Annotated in this window: 20 protein-coding genes; 7 read left to right on the top strand and 13 right to left on the bottom strand. The window is 58.7% G+C overall.

Going from position 1 to position 19790, the window contains the following annotated elements:
- Positions 1–31 precede the first annotated feature (31 nt).
- The 7 genes from BMY54_RS17870 to BMY54_RS17840 all read right to left on the bottom strand — a co-directional run bounded on the left by BMY54_RS17870 (position 32) and on the right by BMY54_RS17840 (position 8409).
- Positions 32–3676, bottom strand: coding sequence for a transporter substrate-binding domain-containing protein (locus tag BMY54_RS17870; protein WP_093435128.1), 3645 nt, complete (start codon positions 3674–3676; stop codon positions 32–34).
- An 8-nt stretch (positions 3677–3684) separates the two neighbouring features.
- Entirely contained in the window at positions 3685–4311 is a 627-nt protein-coding gene (locus BMY54_RS17865; protein ID WP_007908640.1) for a response regulator transcription factor, read from the bottom strand.
- A gap of 367 nt (positions 4312–4678) precedes the next feature.
- Positions 4679–6007, bottom strand: a complete 1329-nt coding sequence (locus BMY54_RS17860) for a deoxyguanosinetriphosphate triphosphohydrolase (protein ID WP_093435126.1) — start codon at positions 6005–6007, stop codon at positions 4679–4681.
- Between the two features lie 76 nt (positions 6008–6083).
- Entirely contained in the window at positions 6084–7247 is a 1164-nt protein-coding gene (locus BMY54_RS17855; RefSeq protein WP_093435124.1) for an EAL domain-containing protein, read from the bottom strand.
- A gap of 123 nt (positions 7248–7370) precedes the next feature.
- A complete protein-coding gene (locus tag BMY54_RS17850; protein WP_093435122.1) occupies positions 7371–7709 on the bottom strand; it encodes a hypothetical protein in 339 nt (112 codons plus the stop codon).
- A complete protein-coding gene (locus tag BMY54_RS17845) occupies positions 7706–8092 on the bottom strand; it encodes a phage holin family protein (protein ID WP_093435120.1) in 387 nt (128 codons plus the stop codon). The genes BMY54_RS17850 and BMY54_RS17845 overlap by 4 nt, the downstream gene beginning before the upstream one ends.
- 2 nt (positions 8093–8094) lie before the next feature.
- Complete coding sequence (locus tag BMY54_RS17840; RefSeq protein ID WP_007908653.1) at positions 8095–8409, bottom strand: ElaB/YgaM/YqjD family protein; 315 nt, start codon at positions 8407–8409, stop codon at positions 8095–8097.
- Positions 8410–8714: 305 nt separating this feature from the next.
- Here BMY54_RS17840 and BMY54_RS17835 point away from each other — a divergent pair, with 305 nt between their 5' ends.
- Entirely contained in the window at positions 8715–9923 is a 1209-nt protein-coding gene (locus BMY54_RS17835) for an ammonium transporter (RefSeq protein ID WP_093435118.1), read from the top strand.
- On the opposite strand, the gene BMY54_RS17830 is transcribed toward BMY54_RS17835, so the two are convergent.
- A complete protein-coding gene (locus tag BMY54_RS17830) occupies positions 9920–11632 on the bottom strand; it encodes a cation:proton antiporter (RefSeq protein ID WP_093435115.1) in 1713 nt (570 codons plus the stop codon). The genes BMY54_RS17835 and BMY54_RS17830 overlap by 4 nt on opposite strands.
- 207 nt (positions 11633–11839) lie before the next feature.
- On the opposite strand from BMY54_RS17830, the gene BMY54_RS17825 reads away from it, so the two are divergent.
- From BMY54_RS17825 to BMY54_RS17815, 3 genes are all read left to right on the top strand, one after another.
- Positions 11840–12076, top strand: a complete 237-nt coding sequence (locus BMY54_RS17825; RefSeq protein ID WP_093435113.1) for a glutaredoxin family protein — start codon at positions 11840–11842, stop codon at positions 12074–12076.
- A gap of 112 nt (positions 12077–12188) precedes the next feature.
- Positions 12189–12506 (top strand): transcriptional regulator, encoded by a 318-nt coding sequence (locus tag BMY54_RS17820; protein ID WP_093435111.1) that lies wholly within the window; start codon positions 12189–12191, stop codon positions 12504–12506.
- Positions 12507–12576: 70 nt separating this feature from the next.
- Positions 12577–13467, top strand: a complete 891-nt coding sequence (locus BMY54_RS17815) for a pseudouridine synthase (RefSeq protein ID WP_093435109.1) — start codon at positions 12577–12579, stop codon at positions 13465–13467.
- An 80-nt stretch (positions 13468–13547) separates the two neighbouring features.
- Here BMY54_RS17815 and BMY54_RS17810 read toward each other — a convergent pair whose 3' ends face one another.
- Both BMY54_RS17810 and mobA read right to left on the bottom strand, forming a co-directional pair.
- Positions 13548–13769, bottom strand: a complete 222-nt coding sequence (locus BMY54_RS17810; RefSeq protein ID WP_007908660.1) for a YgdI/YgdR family lipoprotein — start codon at positions 13767–13769, stop codon at positions 13548–13550.
- A 78-nt stretch (positions 13770–13847) separates the two neighbouring features.
- On the bottom strand, positions 13848–14450 hold the full coding sequence (gene mobA / locus BMY54_RS17805; protein WP_093435107.1) for a molybdenum cofactor guanylyltransferase MobA: 603 nt from the start codon (positions 14448–14450) through the stop codon (positions 13848–13850).
- Positions 14451–14531: 81 nt separating this feature from the next.
- Between mobA and moaB the strand changes: the two genes are divergently transcribed.
- On the top strand, positions 14532–15071 hold the full coding sequence (gene moaB, locus BMY54_RS17800; protein WP_093435105.1) for a molybdenum cofactor biosynthesis protein B: 540 nt from the start codon (positions 14532–14534) through the stop codon (positions 15069–15071).
- Positions 15055–16281, top strand: a complete 1227-nt coding sequence (glp, locus tag BMY54_RS17795; protein WP_093435103.1) for a molybdopterin molybdotransferase MoeA — start codon at positions 15055–15057, stop codon at positions 16279–16281. Before moaB ends, glp begins: the two co-directional genes overlap by 17 nt.
- Positions 16282–16342: 61 nt before the next feature.
- Here the strand turns inward: glp and BMY54_RS30630 are convergent, their stop codons facing one another.
- Positions 16343–16651 carry a hypothetical protein gene (locus tag BMY54_RS30630; RefSeq protein ID WP_175559630.1) on the bottom strand — a complete coding sequence of 103 codons (309 nt, stop codon included), beginning with the start codon at positions 16649–16651 and terminating at the stop codon, positions 16343–16345.
- A 312-nt stretch (positions 16652–16963) separates the two neighbouring features.
- Here BMY54_RS30630 and yegS point away from each other — a divergent pair, with 312 nt between their 5' ends.
- Entirely contained in the window at positions 16964–17881 is a 918-nt protein-coding gene (gene yegS / locus BMY54_RS17785; RefSeq protein ID WP_093435097.1) for a lipid kinase YegS, read from the top strand.
- Here yegS and BMY54_RS17780 read toward each other — a convergent pair.
- Positions 17865–18524 carry a response regulator gene (locus BMY54_RS17780; RefSeq protein ID WP_093435094.1) on the bottom strand — a complete coding sequence of 220 codons (660 nt, stop codon included), beginning with the start codon at positions 18522–18524 and terminating at the stop codon, positions 17865–17867. The genes yegS and BMY54_RS17780 overlap by 17 nt on opposite strands.
- On the bottom strand, positions 18521–19414 hold the full coding sequence (locus BMY54_RS17775) for a sensor histidine kinase (RefSeq protein WP_093435091.1): 894 nt from the start codon (positions 19412–19414) through the stop codon (positions 18521–18523). Before BMY54_RS17775 ends, BMY54_RS17780 begins: the two co-directional genes overlap by 4 nt.
- Between the last annotated feature and the right edge of the window lie 376 nt (positions 19415–19790).

Genomic DNA, 19790 nt, shown 5'->3' with positions numbered 1-19790 from the left:
TGGTTAACTCACTGCTCAGCGCCAAGCATAGTTAAGGCAAGCTCATTGTGCTTCGATCCGACACCGCCAATTGTTGCTGTAATGCCTGCTCCAGTTCGAGCATGGCGCGGTTGCTCGCCTCGCAACGGCGAGCGACTTCGTCTGTCGCCATGGCCTCGGCGCAGGCCTGCTCAAGGGCATCGCAACACTCGATCACGCGCGATGCCTGCGCGATACGTGCCGCACCCTTGATTTTGTGAGCGACCACCGCCAGCGCCCCGCGATCCTGTTCCGGCGACAGTGCGAGCAGTTCCTCTCGGTCGATACGGCTGCTTTTGAGCAATTCCGCCAGCAGACGGCGAGCCTGGGCCGGATTGCCACCGGTCAGCATGTTCAGGTTTTGCAGGTTGAAAGCCGGCGGCGCTGATGTCGGTGTGATGCCATCGACCCACTGGCTGAGCAGGCTCAGGCTCAGGGGTTTGAACAGGCAGTCGTTCATGCCGGCCTGCTTGCAGCGCTGGATTTCTTCGGGCTGCGCATTGGCCGTGAAGCCCAGCACGGTGCATGGCGGACAGCGCGCCTGCAGTTCCTGCTGTCGAATGGCGCGGGTCAGTTCATAGCCATTCATCAACGGCATGTTGCAGTCGACAATCACCAGATCGAAGTGGCCGGTTTTCCACAGTTCCAGGCCGCTGCAACCGTTCTCGGCAATGCTGAAGTGATGGCCGAGAAACTCCAGTTGTTGACACATCAGCAGGCGATTGGCGGGATGGTCGTCCACCACCAACACGCGTAAGGGGGTCTGCGATGCCTTGATTGGGGATTCACTTTTGACCGTGCTCAGCTGTATCGGCAGCGTTTCCAGTGCCAGCGAGACGCAGACCTGGGTGCCGATGCCAGGCTGGCTGCTCAATTGCAATTGCCCGCCCATCATTTCGCACAGGTTGCGGCTGATCACCAGCCCCAGGCCGGCGCCACCTCTGCCTTGCTGGCTGCTGTTTTCCGCTTGGGCAAACGGTTCGAACAAGCGCTGCTGATCCTCGGCACTGATACCGACGCCGCTGTCCTGTACGGTCAACTGCATCAGGGCGCGGGCAGATACATCGGTGTTCATGAGGTCGAGGGTGATCCGCACATGCCCCTGCTCAGTGAATTTGATCGCATTGCTGACCAGATTCGACAGCACCTGCTTGAAACGCAGTGGGTCCAGATGCACATCGACGGCCAGATCCGGTGGGTTGAAGATGACTTGCAGGGAGAGGTTTTTCTGCCGGGCGAGACCGTCGAAGATCCTGGCGACTGACGTCACCGTATCGACCAGATTGACCCGTTCCGGACAAAGACTCAGACGCCCGGATTCGATCCGTGCGATGTCGAGAATGTCGCCGATCAAACCCAGCAAGTCCTTGGCCGAGTGGTACGCGGTGTCGATGGATGAGCGATCCGGATGCTGCGGATCCATGCGTTTGAGCGTCAGTTCGAGCATGCCGATCACCGCGTTCATCGGCGTGCGGATCTCGTGGCTCATGGTCGCCAGAAAGGTGCTTTTCGCCCGGTTGGCCTCATCCGCCCGTTCTTTGGCCGTACGCAACTCGTCGAACAACTGGCGGCGCTCGCTGATGTCGATCCAGCCGCCAATGATGCCTTTCACCTCACCGCTGGAGTCGCGGTACGGCAGTATCCAGTGATAGATCGTCAGACGCCGGTTGCCGATGTGCAGGGGCCGGTCGACGACCATCGGCGTGCCTTCGGCGATGACACGCTGGTAATCGGCCTGAAAGGCCTGGGCCTCGAAGGCATTGCTCAGGGAGCCATCGATGACGTTTTTGCCGATGACATCCTCGCGGCGGGCATTGAATGCTTCGAGATAGCTCTCATTGCAACTTTGCAACCGGCCCTGGCGGTCGCGCACGTAAATTGGATGCGGTGTGCCGTCGACCAGCGAACGCATGAATTCGAACTGGTCGTTCAGCGCTCGTTCGGCAGCCTGGCGTTTTTTGATCTGGTGGCGCATGTAAGCGTTCCAGACCAGCAGCAACAGCAGTAACAGGAAAGCGCCGATGATCACTTGATAGAACAGGCGTTGGTAGTTGTGCCAGATGTTCTGCGAGACAGTCGAGTAACCGCGCCAGCGTCCATTGATCACCCCCAGTTCGTCGGGGGCGATGCTCAACAACGCCTTGTTGATGATTGACGTCAGTTCCGTGTTGTCCCGCGCGGTCGCCAGTGAAAACGCCGCCTGGCCCGTGCCGATCGTGGTGGTGATCTGCAGCGCCTGATTGAAGATTCGTGAAGAAATGAAGTAGTTGGCAATCACCAGCGAGTTCACCGCACCGTCGACATGGCCTTCGGCGAGCTGGGACACCGCGCTGAACGTATCTGCCGTTTCGATCAACTGGATGCGCGGATATTCCCGACGCAGGTACTCGACCATCGGATTGCCTTGGGCAATCGCCAGTCGCTTGCCTTTGAGCTTGCCCAGATTGGTCGGACCATCCGCGCTTTTGCGGGTCAGCAGAACGTAGGAGTTTTCCAGATAGGGACGACTGAAATTGAGGGTTTTCTCGCGCTCCGCCGTCGGCAGTAATGCGGCGATCAGATCGGCTTGATGACGGTCGATCTGCTGGATCATTTCCGCGTCGTTGCGGCTGCGACGGATCTCGAAACGCAGGCCGGTGCGCAGGCGGATCAGCTCGAGCAGGTCGGCACTGATGCCGCGAAAATTACCGTCGTTGTCAAAGAATGTCAGCGGCGCGAACGCTTCATTGACCACCACACTGACCACCGGATGCTGTTTGAGCCACGCTTCTTCGCGCTGTGTCAGTTGCAGTTTCCGGTCGGTGAGCAGCAGATCGCTGCCAGCGCTCCAGCGCTTGGCAATATTGTCACGCTCACTGGCCGGCACAGCTTTTAGTACTGCATCGATGATCGCCAGCAGTTGTGGGTTGTTGCGGCGCACGGCGAAGCTGAATCCCTGGGCTTCCTGCTTGCCGAAATTGGCCATGCGCACGTTGTTCAGATAACCCTTGTTGATCATGTAGTGAGTTGAAAGCGTGTCGCCGAGAAACACATCGGCCTGATCGAACGCCACGGCGTTGATTGCATTCTGGTAGGAGGGGTAGCAGGTGATGAGCGCTTTGGGGTACAGCGCTTTGACTTCGGGCAACGGCAGATAGTGATAGACCATGCTCAATCGCAGCCCGGCCAGGCCTTCGGTGAGTGAGCGGGTTTCGTCCTCGCGGGTAACCAGCACCGGCATGTCAACGGCGTAGGGTATCGACAGCGCCAGGTTGGCATTGCCCGCTTCGAAGCCGTTCGCGGTACCGAGCAGGTCGATCCGGCCATCGACCAGTGCGCTAATCGCCGCGTCCCGAGAGGGAAAGCGCTGCACCCGGATCGGTAGACCGGTGGCCTGGCCGAGGAGCCCGGCGTAATCGGCCGTCAGACCTTCGTAATCCTTGCCGCTGGTCGTCATGTCAAAAGGCGGGTAGTCGGGCGCGGAGGTGCCCACGACCAGTTCGTTACGTGTCAGCAGCCACTGCCGTTGGGAGTGTTCGAGCGTGACCGGAACTGGCTCGTCCGCCGACCGGCTGAGCAAGGCGTAGTCAGGTGACGTGCCGGGCATGGCGAACACATTGGCGCTCAGGTAAAAACCTGCGCTCAACGCAATTAAATAGTCCTTTAAACGGCTAGGCATGCGGGCTCTCACACGAGTGCGTTTCGTTTGGCCATCTCGATAAGTTCTACAAGGGATTTGGCCTTGAGTTTTTGCATCAGACGTTTTTTGTAGGTGCTGACGGTTTTATTACTCAGAAACATGCCCTTGGCTATTTCCTTGTTAGTGCGACCCTGGGCGAAAAGTTGTAAGACCATCAACTCGCGATCATTAACGGATTTGAATAATTCAAGTTCGGCAAAACGGATGTCGTCGCTGCGCACCGGATTCAATGCCTGGCTGGGGAAATAGTTGTAACCGGACAGTACCGCTTTGATCGCACTGACCAGTTCACTCAAGTCCTCCTGTTTACAGACATAACCCGATGCGCCGGATTGCATGCAGCGAATGCCGAACAGCGTCGGACACTGTGCCGTCAGGATCAGGATCTTTAACGGGGATCCCATGGCATTGAAGCGAGCCAGTACTTCGAGGCCATCCAGCTTGGGGATGCTCACATCGAGAATGACCAGATCGGGCATGCACTCGCGCACCATTTGCATGGCATCGACTCCGTTATCGGTTTCACCGACGACCTTGTAACCTTCATGCTCCAGCAGCATTCGAACGGCGAGACGGATGACCGGGTGATCGTCGACAATAAAAACGGAGTTCATAATCAAATCCCATGCAAGCACGAATAAAGCGCGCACCTTAGCTCAGTTGAATGAGCACTCGCATGAAGTGACGTGGCTTCAGTCACGATATCGGATTAATCCTACAATTAATGAAGAAACGGACTACAACCAAACTAGGTTTGACGTAAGGAAGTGCTGGATTTGAACGGGCTTATAGTTTGACTTGAATGATTTGCAAGTACTGGCCGTAAATGGCTTTTTAAAGATGTTTAAAGTTGCTGATTCGTCGGCGCAATAATTGCCGCTATTCCAGCCATATCAGACGCCAGTCGACACTTGTGGGTCGATAATCACAGGCTGTGTGGATACGGGCGGCCATCGTTATGGCCGCCCGTAGGCGAGCGGGTCAGTGACTGGAGCGCCCGGTCATTTCCAGCGCCATGTCGCTGGCGTAGCTGTCGGTCATGCCGGCGATGAAATCGATCATGCGCAGAAACGACGTGTGTAACGATCCCTGCGGATCCGGTGCGTTACTGCCCAGCAGATCGAGAATGCGCCGGCTTTTGAATGACGGTGTACGACCGTTGTGTTGTTCCAGCGCCGCGCCGCAGAACGAGTTGAGCAGAATCTCGAGCGTGGTATAGGCGCCGATTTCATGCAGGGTTTTGCGTTTGTCCTGAAAGATTTTCTTGCGGGCGATGTCCTTGGCATTCAGCACGCAACGCTTGGCCGGGCCGTGCATGTGCTCGACCAGATCGCCGTGCAGCGTGCCGGCGAGGAGGGCGTCCTGTTGCTCGACAAAGGCCCGTGCGGCGGCGTTGGTCAAATGCTCGATGGCCTTGCCACGCAGGATCGCCAGTTTGCGTCGGCGCGAATCCTGCGGGCCGAGCTGGCGATAGGTTTCCGGCAGATCATCACCCACCAGCCCGAGCAGCAGCGATTCGACTTCGGCGTACTCCAGCAGCTCCATTTCGAGACCGTCTTCGAGATCAATCAGCGCGTAGCAGATGTCGTCGGCGGCTTCCATCAGGTACACCAGCGGATGACGCGCCCAGCGCTGGTCTTCGATTTGCGGCAGGCCCAGTTTGTGGGCGATCTGCTCGAGCAGCGGCAACTCGCTCTGATAGCAGCCGAATTTGTGTTTCTTGTAGCCCAGGGAGTCGGCGTGGCGCGCGGTCCACGGGTACTTCAGGTAAGTGCCGAGGGTGGCGTAGGTCAGTCGGGTGCCGCCGTCGAACTGGTGATACTCCAGCTGAGTCAGGACCCGGAAACCCTGGGCATTGCCTTCGAAATTGAGGAAGTCGGCGCGTTCGGCTTCGCTCATGCCGTCGAGCCAGCCGCGTCCGGCGGCCTGCTGGAACCAGTGGCGGATGGCGTCTTCACCGGAATGACCAAACGGCGGATTGCCAATGTCGTGGGCCAGACACGCCGATTGCACCACCATGCCGAGATCGGCCGGGTCGCACCATTCGGGCAAGGCATTGCGCAGGGTTTCCCCCACCCGCATGCCCAGCGAACGGCCGACGCAACTGACTTCCAGCGAGTGGGTCAGGCGCGTGTGAATATGATCGTTGCTGGTGACCGGGTGGACCTGGGTCTTGCGCCCGAGACGGCGGAAGGCGCCGGAGAAGATGATGCGGTCATGGTCTTTGTGGAAAGGGCTGCGGCCAAGTTCTTGCGGGCTGTGCAGCGGCTTGCCGAGGCGTTCGCGGTTGAGCAGGGTGTGCCAATCCAAGGCTGATTCTCTCCGTCAGGTGACTGGGGGCGTTGGCCCCTAGCTTCCCGGTTCACGTCCGCCCCTGCAAGCGGAACTACAGTCCGGCGGCGTCAATGTCGATCAGCAGCAAACGTTCACCGTTGTCGAAAAACTGCCCGGCTGTCAGGCAGTACTGATTGCTGGTGGCATCGCGGTAGGTATTGGAGAGCGTCAAGCGCCGCTCCTCCCAACCTTCGGCGAGCAAATGATAGAAGTACGGGCGCCACGACCAGTTGTGCCCCAGATAGCGATTGTCGGCGACCCAGCCATGCTGCCGCCATTCCAGATTGGGCGTCAGTTGCGTGCCGTGGCGATCGCATTGATAAAACCGCAGCAGCCAGGGGAAGGCGTCCAGTTGCGGCAAAGCGCTCAAAGGGGCATGGGCCTGAGCCCAGGCTTGCAGGATCGACATCAGTTCAGCGAGTTGCTGGCGCATTTGCATCAGCCGCCCGCGCTCCACGAGTTTCTGCCGGACATAGCGCTGGCGCAGCTCGGCGAAGCGTTGGACGAACGCGTCACTGGGGAAAAACGCCTCCTGTGCCCGCGCGAACAGGAATCCCTGCACATAGCGCGATCCGCATTCCAGGGCGAAATTCAACTGTGCTTCGGTCTCGACGCCTTCGGCGATGATCCAACAACCGGTCTTCTCGGCCATCTGCGCCAGGGCCTTGACCACGTCGCTGCTCGGCCCACCCAGTGCCGCAGCCTGGAACAGCCGCATATCAAGTTTGAGAATGTCCGGTTGCAACGCCAGCACCCGATCGAGTTGCGAGTAGCCGGCGCCAAAGTCATCGATAGCAATCCTCGCTCCGGCCTCGCGATAGCGCGCGACGACTTCGGCCAGACGTTGACCATTGCCGCCCAGTTCGGTGATCTCGAAGACGATGCGTTGCGGATCGATACCGTAGCGCGCCAATTGTTTGAGGCTGGGCAGGGCTTGATCGGCGCGCAGGCGACTGATCCAGCGTGGCGACATGTTCAGGCTGAGAAACCAGTCTGCCGGCGCTTCATGCAAGCGGCTCAAGGCGTTATCGCGGATCTGCCGGTCGAGACGGCGCAGGGCAATGGCGGGCGTGCGCGGGTCGGCGAATAGAGGCCCAACCGAGTTCAGTTGACCGTCGGCCTGGCGCAGGCGCCCCAGCGCTTCGACGCCGGCAATGCGTCCGGTGGCGGTATCGATGAAAGGCTGAAAGCAGGCGAGCGGTTGCCCGTCGATCACGGGGCCTCCTTAGTGGTTCTTGTTCTGGTGAACCCCGCCGACCGGGTAGGCGCGCGGGATTGAACCTCCGGATAAAGAGGTTCATCCCGCCGACAGTGCAAGAATGTAGCCAGATGTATCTGTTTAGCGTTTCGCCGAGCTCTGCATCACCAGTTTGATCAGCGGCCCGAGGCTGGTGCCGAGCCGGATCAAGCGGGTCAGGCCACCGACACCGCCGCTTTTCGCGCCTTTGCCAGTGATGAATCCCAATAGCGTAACGGCGGCCACGCCCCACAAAGGCGCGTGTTTGATGCCGAAACCACCTTGCAGGTTTTGCGACATGCCGCGCATGCGCTGCAGAGGCTGCAACACTTGCCCGGCTTCATGGCGGATTTCCTGACGATGCATTTCCATGCGCAGGCGGATCAACGCCTTGCGCATTTCCCGACGCGAGCTGTTGTGTGGCAGTTCAGGCAGGCTCATGGCAGCAGGCGCTCCCGGTCGTTGGCCAGCTCTTCGAGCGTGCCGTGGAAAGGCGAGGACTCATCGAAGATCGCAGCCTTGAGGCGCAGCGCGCAGAAGATCGAGGCCAGGGTATAGAACACGCACAGGCCAATGATCGCAGCAAGGCGATAAGTGTCCCAGAACACAATCATCACCAGTGTCGATAAGCCCACCAGTAATAACAGGGCAAAGACCAACGCCAGGCCTGCGAACAGCAACAGGCTGACGGTACGTGATTTCTGCTCCTGCAATTCAATGCCGAACAATTCGACATGGCTGTGCAGCAGACCGAGAACGGCGGCGCCCAGGCGTCGCGTGGAAGAGGCGGTGCCCGCAGCCGGGCCGGATTCACCGATCGACATAATCAGCGCCGGGTAGCCAACAGGCCGATCAGGAAGCCGACACCGGCGGCAATACCGACGGACTGCCAAGGGTTGGCCGAGACGTAATCTTCGGTGGCAGTGACCGCCGCCTGACCGCGATCACGCAAGGTTTCTTCGGTCAGTTTCAAGGTTTCGCGGGCGCGCAGCAGGCTGTCGTGAATCTGCTCGCGCAGCTCATCGGCCTGATCGCCGGCCAGGGTGGCGGTGTGCTCGAGCAAGCGCTCGGTGTCGGCGACCAAAGTCTGGAAGTCGTTCATCAGGATTTCTTGAGCGGTCTTTGCCTTGATGCTGGCCATGGGTGGATCTCCGTAAGTGACGTCTGAAGCGTTCGAGTATGAGCCTTGCGCGAAGGTTCAGTACAAATGACTGGTACAACTTTTGCTGTGTCGTGGTGCGTTCCCCGGCGGTTGTGCGCTGTTGCCGGGCGTGCGCCTCGAGAAACCTTATCCCAAACAAGCCCGGTTCGTGTCAGGACATCGATCTCGTGCGCCAAAGCGGTTCGTCGGACCTTCGGATCTGTGACTGCGTGGTCGCAACTTGGTGCATGAAATGTGCGCATGAACCGCTTTGGTGCCTTTTTCGCCTTTAGGTCTGCCTGCTTATGGAAAATCTGCAAAGCGCTGTGGACACTCTGGTTCACAGCTCCAATACCTTGTTCATTCTGATCGGTGCGGTGATGGTGCTGGCGATGCATGCCGGTTTCGCCTTTCTGGAAGTCGGCACGGTGCGCCAGAAAAACCAGGTCAATGCACTGTCGAAAATTCTCAGTGATTTCGCCGTCTCGACCCTGGCCTATTTCTTTATAGGCTATTGGATTTCCTATGGCGTGACCTTTATGCAGCCGGCGGCGGTGCTGAGTGCCGATCATGGTTATGGACTGGTGAAGTTTTTCTTCCTGCTGACCTTTGCTGCAGCGATCCCGGCGATTATTTCCGGCGGCATTGCCGAGCGCGCGCGTTTCGTGCCGCAGTTGTGCGCCACTGCCTTGATTGTCGCGTTCATCTACCCCTTTTTCGAGGGCATGATCTGGAACGGCAACTACGGTTTGCAAGCGTGGCTGACGGCGCAGTTTGGTGCCGCTTTTCATGACTTTGCCGGTTCCGTGGTGGTGCACGCCATGGGCGGTTGGCTGGCGCTGGCGGCGGTATTGCTGCTGGGGCCGCGTAATGGCCGTTATCGCGACGGTCGTCTGGTGGCGTTCGCACCGTCGAGCATTCCCTTTCTGGCCTTGGGTTCGTGGATTCTGATTGTCGGCTGGTTCGGCTTCAACGTGATGAGTGCGCAGACGCTGCAAGGCGTCAGTGGCCTGGTGGCGGTCAATTCGTTGATGGCGATGGTCGGCGGCACCATGGCGGCGCTGCTCGTCGGACGTAATGACCCGGGCTTCCTGCATAACGGTCCATTGGCCGGTCTGGTGGCGATCTGTGCCGGGTCGGATCTGATGCATCCGGTCGGCGCGCTGGTGACTGGCGCGATCGCCGGTGCACTGTTTGTCTGGTGCTTTACCGCCGCCCAGGTGAAATGGCGCATCGACGATGTCTTGGGTGTGTGGCCATTGCACGGGTTGTGCGGCGTGTGGGGCGGGATTGCCTGCGGGATTTTCGGCCAGACTGCGCTCGGCGGTATTGGCGGCGTCAGCTTGATCAGCCAGTTGATCGGCACCGCGCAGGGTGTTGCGGTGGCGCTGATCGGTGGCTTCGCTGTGTACGGCGTGATCAAGGCGCTGCACGGGCTGCGCCTGAGTCAGGAACAAGAGTATTACGGCGCCGACCTGTCGCTGCACAAGATCGGCGCGGTAAGTCAGGATTAAGTCTCGGCATCGTCGCTACCGGGATAAAAACCATGAAGCAGGCGATACCGGTCGATGCGCACCTGATCGACTTTTTCCTGCACCTGATGCGCCGGCAAGCCGAGCATGATCAAGGCGTGAGAGGCGAGCATCAGGCTCGATTCCAACAGTTCCGGCACCACTTCGGTGGCGCCGGCGGCTTTCAGTTCGGCCCACTGGCTGTCGTCGCGGGTACGCACCAGTATCGGTACGTGGGCGTTGAGCCGACGTGCTTCCTTGAGGATACGCAGGGCAATGTCGCTCTGATCCACAGCAACCACCAACAGTCTGGCGCGTAGCAGGCCCACGGCGGTCAGCAGGTCGCCGCGCGACGAGTCGCCGTAATGCACGTCGCTTTCTCCACTGGCGGCTTCCTGTACCCGCACCGGGTCATTGTCCAGCGCAATAAAAGGCTGCTTGGCGTTGCGCATGAAACGACCGATGGATTGGCCGACGCGGCCGTAGCCGCAAATCACCACATGCTGGTTGAGGTCGGCATTGAGTGCGCTGATCTCTTCGATCTGCGCCTCCTGATTGGGTTTGCGATGCAGCACTGCTGCGATGCGTGGCGCTGCGCGCAGCAACAGGGGCGTCAACAACATCGAGCAGAACGTCGCTGCGAGCAGCAGGTCGCTCAGTGCTTCGGGCATCATGCTGTGTTGCTGCATCTGTGCCATTAGGGCGAAGCAGAACTCGCCCCCCTGGGCCAGCGCCAGACCGCTGCGCCATGCTGTTTCGCTGTCACTGCCGCGCCACTTCACCAGCAAGGCCACGACGATACCCTTGATCACCATCAAACCGACGGTGAGCCCGAGGATCAGCAGGCTGTGACTGACGAACAGTTGCAGGTCGATGAGCATGCCGATGCTGACGAAAAACACCCCGAGCAGAATGTCGCGGAACGGCCGGATATCCGCCTCGATCTGGTGTCGATAGTGGCTTTCACCGAGCAACATGCCGGCCAGAAACGCACCAAGGGCAGGGGACAGCCCCAGCAGGTGCGTCAGCCACGCGGTCAACAGTACAATCACCAGCGCCAGCAGCACAAACAGTTCTGCCGAGCGTGACGCGGCCACTTCATGAAACAGCCTCGGCAATAACCAGCGACTGGCCAGCAGCAGACCGACAAACAGCACCACGGTTTTTGCCAGGGTCAAAGGCAACGCCCAGTACCAGGCTTGTTCGCTGCTGCCGGCAAACACCGGCACCAACGTCAGCAGCAATACCGCGATAACGTCCTGAAACAGCAAAACGCCGACAGCATTCTGGCCATGACTGCTGAACACCTCGCCGAGGCTGCCCAACTCTTTGGTCACAATCGCCGTTGAGGACAGCGAAAGCCCGGCACCGAGCAACAGCGCCGGCGTCATCGGCATGCCCAACAGCATCAGCAGCAAACCGAGCAGCGCGGTGCTGATCAGCACCTGCTGGCTGCCGAGACGAAACACCACCTGGCGCAGGGCGATCATCTTCGACAGGGAGAACTCCAGGCCCAGTGAAAACAACAGAAACACTACGCCCAGCTCGGCTACGTCAGGCAAGTGTTCGCTTTCGTTGACCCAGTCGAAGGCACTCGGCCCGACCAGCAGTCCGACGCACAGGTAACCCAGAACCGGTGGCAACCGCAGGCGACGGAACAGGGCAATGACCACGAGGGACGAGGCGAGGATGATCAACAGATTGGCAAACACTGGACACTCCGATGGCAGATCAGGCTTTTCAAGCGTAGAGGCAAAAAGACCGGGAGGATCGCGCAAATGATTTTTCTGTGGACTGATTTGCGTCAGGGTTTTGCCTGTGACCCTTTGTTGAGGGGCTGGAGCTTTTGGGCGGCGTTGGCTCGACGGGTTTTCAGGTGCGGCCTAGAATAGGCCCACTCATTTTTTGGTTGAGCAATCATGCCTCCTGAATGTCAGCTGTTCGGCACCCTTGGATGCCATTTGTGTGAAGTCGCCGAGGCCGAGTTGATGCCTTTTGTCGAGCACGGCTTGCTGGTGGAACTGGTCGACATCGCTGAAGACGAATCCTGGTTCGAGGCTTATAGCCTGCGGATTCCGGTGTTGCGCCGTGTCGACAGCGGGGCTGAGCTGGACTGGCCATTCAGCGCTGATGAGGTCGTCGCGTTTCTGGGTTAATCCGCATTTTCTGGTTTATCCCGCCGGTCGCTACTGCCATGCATTCCTTGGCATTTTGCGGTTTCATCGGTTACTGTATGTTCATACAGTAAATGCGTCAGAGGGATGAACCGTGGTCAATGTCGAACAGTTGAAAAACAGCGTGAACCGGATGTCGGTTGACGTGGTGCGCGAGGCCGTTCTCGAATTGCGCCTGGACGGGCTGGTCACGGAAGGCAAGACGCCGTTCAACAAGCTGCATTTCAACACTTGCTTTGCCGAAATCGAGGCCTTGTTTCAGCGTGCCGGTTACCACAAGCAACTGGATGTGGTCGGTTATCAGGGGCTGCTCTACGCCTTGTACGATCCGGGGCGCTGGGAGGCAGTTGATGTATTGCGCTGGCTCAAGGAATTCACTGACGCCGCAGCGCTGAAAACAATTCCGGCCTGAACATTCTGCGCTAGGTTCGTTTCCCTCAGTGCTGGATAATGCCGCCCTGCATTGAGGGTCCGATTTTCGTATGTCCACATCTACATTTTCCGCTGCTCAGAATCAGGCGAGCACACTTTATCTGCCGCCCGGTAAATGGCTGACCGTACTCGATTGTCTATGCGAGCATTTCAGCGCCATTGACCGTGAGCAATGGCTGGACCGCATCGCTCGGGGACGTGTGCTGGACGGCCATGGCCAGCCGATCCCGGTGGACTTGCCTTACAAGGAAGGTCTGCGGATTCATTATTTTCGCGAAGTGCCGGACGAGAAGCCGATCCCGGTAGTCGAGTCGATTCTGTATGCAGACGAACATCTGGTGGTGGCTGACAAACCGCATTTTCTGCCGGTGACGCCCGCCGGCGAATACGTTGAGCAAACCCTGTTGCGCAGGCTGATTCATCGCCTGGACAATCCTCACTTGGTGCCGCTGCACCGCATCGACCGGCATACGGCGGGACTGGTGATTTTCTCGGCCAATCCGCAAACCCGATCGGCTTATCAGTCGCTGTTCCCCACGCGGCAGATCGACAAGCGTTATGAGGCCATCGCTCCGGCACTGCCCGATCTGAATTTCCCCTTGGTGCACAAAAGCCGTCTGGTCGATGGCGAACCGTTTTTCCGCATGCAGGAAGGCGTGGGTGCCAGTAATACCGAAACGGCGGTGGAGGTTCGGGAAAAGCATGGCGATCTGTGGCGCTATGGTTTGTTTCCGGTGACTGGCAAGAAACATCAACTGCGCGTCCACATGACTGCGCTGGGGGCGAGCATCTGCAACGATCCGTTCTATCCGCAGGTGTTGAAAGATGTCGAGGATGACTATGCCAATCCGTTGAAGCTGCTGGCGCAAGGCCTGCGGTTTATCGACCCGGTGACCGGTGAGGAGCGCGAATTCGAGAGCCGGATCACCTTGCAGTGGTGATATCGACTTCACTTTTCGAGCGCCCATGAAAAAGCCCGCAATCAATGCGGGCTTTTCTGTATCCGGTGTCGATCCAGAGCTTACAGCTCTTTAACGGTACGAACCTGATCCTTGTTGATGCGGGTTTCTTTGCCGTCCAGCTGTTTGAACTCGTAGAAGCCCGAATCGTCATCGTATTTCGGGGTGTCGACGGCCTGGATTTCGCGACCGTCATTCAAGGTGATCACTGTAGGCGACGAGCAACCGGCGAGGGTGGCAAGGCCCAGTGCGAGCATGAAAGTGGCGAGGGTCCGTTGAGTCATGGGTGTGTCTCCGAATGGGAATTCTTTTGGTTACTGAGCTTGAGACGTATACAAGGCTTGAGAGTTCCTTGAATGGTGTCAGTCTGACACAGTGTTGTGGGAATTTAACAGTTCGGGGGTGTTCAGGTTGGCCAGCCGGGGGTCGTTGTCCGGGCACTCCAGGGCAGTGGCGCCGAGACCGCGCATGACCCGGCCGGGGCTGCGTTCACCGGCATTCCAGGCATCTTCGAAGGCCGTTAGAAGAGCCACCGGAATCACACACAGCAAGGGTTCCCAATGCTCGTCATGGCGCAACATTAAAGGTTTTTCAGGATGCTGATTGGCAGTCTCGCGCATGCTTTGCAGCAGCGCGGCGTCAATTCGCGGAACGTCGCACGGCAAAACCAGCAGGTGGCTATGGCGCGCCGCTTTCAGACCGGCACGAATACCCGCCAATGGCCCCGGAAAATCGCCCTCGTCATCGACCACCAATTGATCGGCAAACGGTGCGTAACGCTCGCGGTTGCGGTTGCATGAGATGATCAGGTCGTCAGTCAGCCCGCGTACCTTACGCTGCAAATGTGCAATCAACGGTTCGCCCAGCCACTCGACCAGGCCTTTGTCCTGACCGCCCATGCGTTGGCCGCGCCCGCCTGCCAGGAGCAGAATGGAGCAGGGGGGCAATTGCGAATCGCGGGTCATGGCAGCTCTCCAGAGGGGCGGCGAAAAAATAGGGCGCTGTGATATAACACCGGGCTGTTTCTCCTACAACTGGACGAGCCTATGAAAGCCAAGGCTGATGTACCTTTCGTGCCGCTCAATATTGCGGTGCTGACAGTCAGTGACACCCGAACTCTGGAAACCGACACCTCAGGCCAGGTCTTCGTCGATCGCTTGACGGCGGCGGGCCACCGTTTGGCGGAGCGGGTTTTGCTCAAAGATGACCTCTACAAAATTCGCGCGCAAGTCGCCACCTGGATTGCCGACGATGTCGTGCAGGTCGTGCTGATCACCGGCGGTACCGGATTTACCGGTCGCGACAGCACGCCGGAAGCGGTTGCCTGCCTGCTGGATAAACAGGTCGACGGGTTTGGTGAGTTGTTCCGGCAGATTTCGGTAGCCGATATCGGCACTTCGACAGTTCAGTCCCGTGCGCTGGCCGGTCTGGCCAACGGCACGCTGGTGTGCTGTCTGCCAGGTTCGACCAATGCCGTACGCACCGGTTGGGATGGCATCCTGGGCGAGCAGTTGGACGCGCGTCATCGCCCGTGCAACTTCGTGACTCATTTGAAGCAGGCAGCGCCTTGTGAATCCCGTGGGTAAGCCGGGCAAGACCGGAGCACTGATGCCGGTCGAGCTGGCGCTGGAGCGCCTGCTCGACATGGCCGACGCGTCGCCGATTGTCGAGCATGAGGATTTGCCGCTGGCTCAGGTTCAGGGGCGTGTGCTGAGCGAAGACCTGATTTCGACGCTGGATCTGCCACCCTGGCCAAACAGTGCCATGGACGGTTATGCGCTGAATCTGACCGACTGGACGGGCGAACCGATGCCGGTCAGTCAGAAGGTGTTTGCCGGGCAATCCCCCGAACCGCTGAAGCCGGGCACCTGTGCACGGATCTTCACCGGGGCGCCGGTGCCCGCGGGCGCTGATTGCGTGGAAATGCAGGAAAACGCTGAGGTTCAAACCGATGAACGGGTGCGTTTCCTTGAACCGATGAAGGCCGGGCAGAACATTCGCCCGCAAGGTCAGGAAACCACAGTCGGTGAACTGATCCTGCCCGCCGGAACTCGGCTGGGTCCGATAGAGCAGGGATTAGCCGCATCGTTGGGCTGCGCCGGATTGAAGGTCGTGCGCAAGGTTCGTGTTGCGGTGATTTCCACTGGCGATGAATTGGTCGAGCCGGGCCAGGCCCTGGGGCCGGGACAGATATACAACAGCAATCGAGTGTTGCTGTGCAGTTGGCTGCAACGACTGGGTTGTGAAGTGATCGATGCCGGTATTCTTCCGGATGATTTGGCCACTACCCGCACCCGTCTGGGGGAGTTGCAGGATGTTGACCTGATTCTTTCCACCGGTGGCGTGTCGGTGGGTGAGGCGGATTTTTTGGGTGTCGCATTGCGTGAAGAGGGCGAGCTTGCCCTTTGGAAGCTGGCGATCAAACCCGGAAAACCGCTAACTTTTGGCCATTTCCGCAACGTGCCGGTCATTGGCTTGCCAGGCAACCCTGCGTCGACACTGGTGACCTTTGCGCTGCTCACTCGGCCTTATCTGTTACGCCGTCAGGGCGTTCGGGTCGTCGAGCCGCTGAAGTTCACCGTGCCAGCGGGGTTTGACTGGCCGGTGGCAGGCAATCGGCGTGAGTACCTGCGAGGCCGCCTTGAGCAAGGACGGGCGACTGTCTACCGCAACCAGAGCTCAGGTGTACTGCGTAGCGCCGCGTGGGCAGATGGATTGGTCGAAGTGCTGGAAGGTCGCACGCTGAGCATCGGAGACGAAGTGGTCTTCATCCCGCTGAGTGACTTGCTCGACTGATCGCTATCTCGTAAATGCAGGCGTCGGCTGACTCAGGCGGCGCCTGCAATGACTGATTCAATTAATTGCTGATCAATGTCACAAGCTGATCGAATCGGCTATTGGCCACCCAGCCCAGCAAACCCAGCACTACCGCTGTTGCACCCGCCGAGTACGCAAGCCGGTGTTTGATCGTTCGGACATCACCGCGAATTTCGTCCATGTCCCGTCGAAGGTATTTGAGATGGGTTTCCAGCTCGGTAACACGGGGTTCCATATCAACTTCTCCAGTGGTTCTGGCGCTGTTTTTGAAATCGGACTTGTGATTCGCGCGACTTTCGACAATCGGTCCAACCGGGCTCATGGGTATTCTCGCTTCATGACCAGGCATGGAAGCATCCACCGATTGTTTCAACTGTTTGCTTGCAACCTTTTCCAGCTCTCGAACCGGCAAGAGCCCATAGGGTGTATCCACTCATTACATGCACGTCCTTGTGTGTTGGATTGAAAATCGATACCGCCAACACACGGTGACGCAATGCTCGAACCGGGTCAATTAAGCCGATTCCGCATGTTTTGTAAGAAAAGGTACCGCTGTGTAGGACGTCCGGCGCCAGGAGGCTGAATTAATTACGGGTATGACGGCTTTTTTGCGTGCGCCAGTGGTCAAGATGTCTTAACCGATCGATTTGGGAGTGATGTTATGAGTGAACGCCGGGCGCTGTTGATTCTGCATGGCAAGCAGGCACTCAACGAGGCGGTACGCACCGCCGTCGAGGACAAGCGCAAGCAAGGCTGGGAGCTGGCCGTGCGTCTGACTTGGGAGGCAGGGGACGCACAGCGCTGGGTAGAACAAGCCTTGGCCGACGGCTACACGAAAATCATTGCCGGGGGCGGCGATGGCACCTTGCGCGATATCGCCGAAGCGCTCGCCGCGCATCCTGGCAAAGCCAGCCTCGTACTCCTGCCTTTGGGCACTGCCAACGATTTTTCCCGTGCCGCCGGCGTACCACTGGAGCCTGCCGAAGCCCTTGAGCTGCTCGATGTGCCACCGCGCGCCATCGATCTGGGTGAAGTGGGCGGGCAGATTTTTCTCAACATGGCCACCGGTGGTTTCGGCAGCCAGGTCACGGCCAATACCTCCGAGGACCTGAAAAAAGTACTTGGCGGTGCTGCCTATCTGTTCACTGGCTTGTCACGATTCAGCGAGCTGCATGCCGCTTACGGCGAACTTCAGGGGCCGGATTTTCACTGGCGTGGCGAGCTGTTGGCACTGGGTATCGGCAATGGCCGACAGGCCGGCGGTGGACACGTATTGTGCCCGGAGGCGCTGGCCGATGATGGCTTGCTGGATATCAGCATTCTGCCGGCGCCCCAAGAGTTGGTGGGCACCTTGAAGACGCTGCTCAGCGATGGTTTCGGGATCGACAACATGTTTGTTCGCACCCGTTTGCCATGGGTCGAAATCAAGGTGGCCGAGGGGCTGTGCATCAATCTTGATGGCGAACCGCTCGAAGGTGACAGCATGCGATTCGAGGCGCGTCCGGCGGCGTTGCGCGTGCATTTGCCGGAACATTCTCCCTTGTTGAGCAGCGCCGGGCTGGTCAGTCGTCCAGGCTGATGATCTGCTCACGCACGGCGAACAGCACCAGACCCGCCACGTCGTAGATTTGCAGACGCTTCATGATTTGTGAACGGTGGGTCTCGACAGTCTTGATGCTCAGGCCCAGGCCATTGGCGATTTCCCGGGTGGATTTTCCGCGCACGATCAAGCGCAGGATTTCCAGTTGGCGCGCGGTCAGATTGTGCGAGTCGGCTGCCTCCGGCTGCTGCTTCTGATTACGGGTCAGGGCCTGATTGATGACGGTATGGGCGATGGCCGGGCTCAGGTAGCGCTCGTTGTTGCGCAAGGCTTCCAGTGCATGCTCAAGCTCTGTCGCTGTGGTGTCCTTGAGCAGGTAGCCGTGGGCGCCGGATTCCAGCGCCTGCATGATCAGCGCCGGATCGGTGTGCATCGACAGGATCAACACCTTGCTCTGCGGGCGTACCCGCTTGAGCCGTTGCAGGGCTTCCAGGCCACCGGTTTCTTTCATGGAGATATCCAGCAACACGATATCCGGATTCAGTTGCTCGACCATTTCGAGCAGCTGCGAACCGTCATTGGCCTCGCCAATCACCGCGTAACCGGGAATATCCAGTACCAGAGCGCGCACGCCGGCCCTGATCAGCGAGTGGTCATCCACCAGAAGTAAGTTGCAAGTCAACGCATAACCTTATTCGTACTGGCCCGCTCGAGTGCGCGTGGCGCCCACGGGAAGAGTGCTTCGATTTGAGTGCCTTTGCCCGGTTCGCTGATGACGTTCAGGGTGCCACCCAGTTGCTCGATTCGTTCGGCCATCCCGGCCATGCCTCGTTGTCCTTCACGACCCGGGTTGGCCGCCGGGGCGAATCCCAGGCCGTCATCGCTGATCAGCAACGTCAGACCTTTGGGCAGACGTTGCACGCGTATCACCAGATTTTTTGCCTGGGCATGACGCAGGATATTGGTAACAGCCTCTTGGGTAATACGAAAGGCGGCGACTGCCATTTCTTCCGGAATGCCATTGAGCCGCTGCTGGCAATCGAGGCTCCAGTGCACGTTAGTGTTGGCCAATGTCTTGAGCAGGTGCGCACGCAGGCTGGCTTCAAGTCCCAGGCTGGTCAACTGGCGCGGGTTGAGAATGGCTGAAACGTCGCGCACCTTGTTGAGGGTTTCTTCCAGGGTGTCGCACAGCGCGGTGCATTGTTCCTGCAAGTCGTCGGGCATGCGCCGCTTGAGCCATTCGCTTTGCAGTTTGGCGGCCGTCAGCAGTTGGCCGATATCGTCGTGCAGTTCGCGGCTGAGGCGATGACGCTCGTTTTCCTGGACTTCCAGCAAGCGGTCAGCGAGTTCCTGCGGCTGAAACTTGATCGATTTGCGTGACAGTCGATATTGCACCCAGACGCACGCAGTAGCAGCGATATCGAGCAGCAGCAATCCCAGGCAAAGTGGTGTTGAAAGAGCGTAGGTCAGCAAACTGCCGAGCGTGGCCGCGACACACAGTATGAGTGTGAACCGGCGAGCATTTTCGCGGGAGGGTGGCCATGTAGTGATTGACTTGAGGCTGGCGTACATAACGGATGGAGCCAATGGATGTTCGCTGCGGGCAGACCGGCCGGAGGCTGACGGGTCTCTGTCTGAAAATGCTATCAATTATGTTATTGATTTCAACGCGGTTCAGTAAACGTATTGGCCGCCCAATTATCAGTGGATAGCGATCTCTGAGATCACTGTGCCACTAATTTGAAAGCAACTAATGGGCGGCATAATACCACTTAAGATACCGTTGGTCGCGTTTGCTATATATGTCCATTGAGTCAGGAAATACGTGATATTGGACGCAAGTTCCATAATGGAAAAGTCGATTTGTTGTGTTCGATAGATGTCAGTGTTGCCTGAAGTTGTGCTTGTTTGCACACAGGTAAACCCTGAGGCCGGCAAAAAATATCGG

The sequence above is a fragment of the Pseudomonas sp. ok266 genome, from assembly GCF_900110195.1.
GTDB lineage: Bacteria > Pseudomonadota > Gammaproteobacteria > Pseudomonadales > Pseudomonadaceae > Aquipseudomonas > Aquipseudomonas neuropathica.
This window is presented reverse-complemented; position numbering and strand designations above follow the sequence as displayed.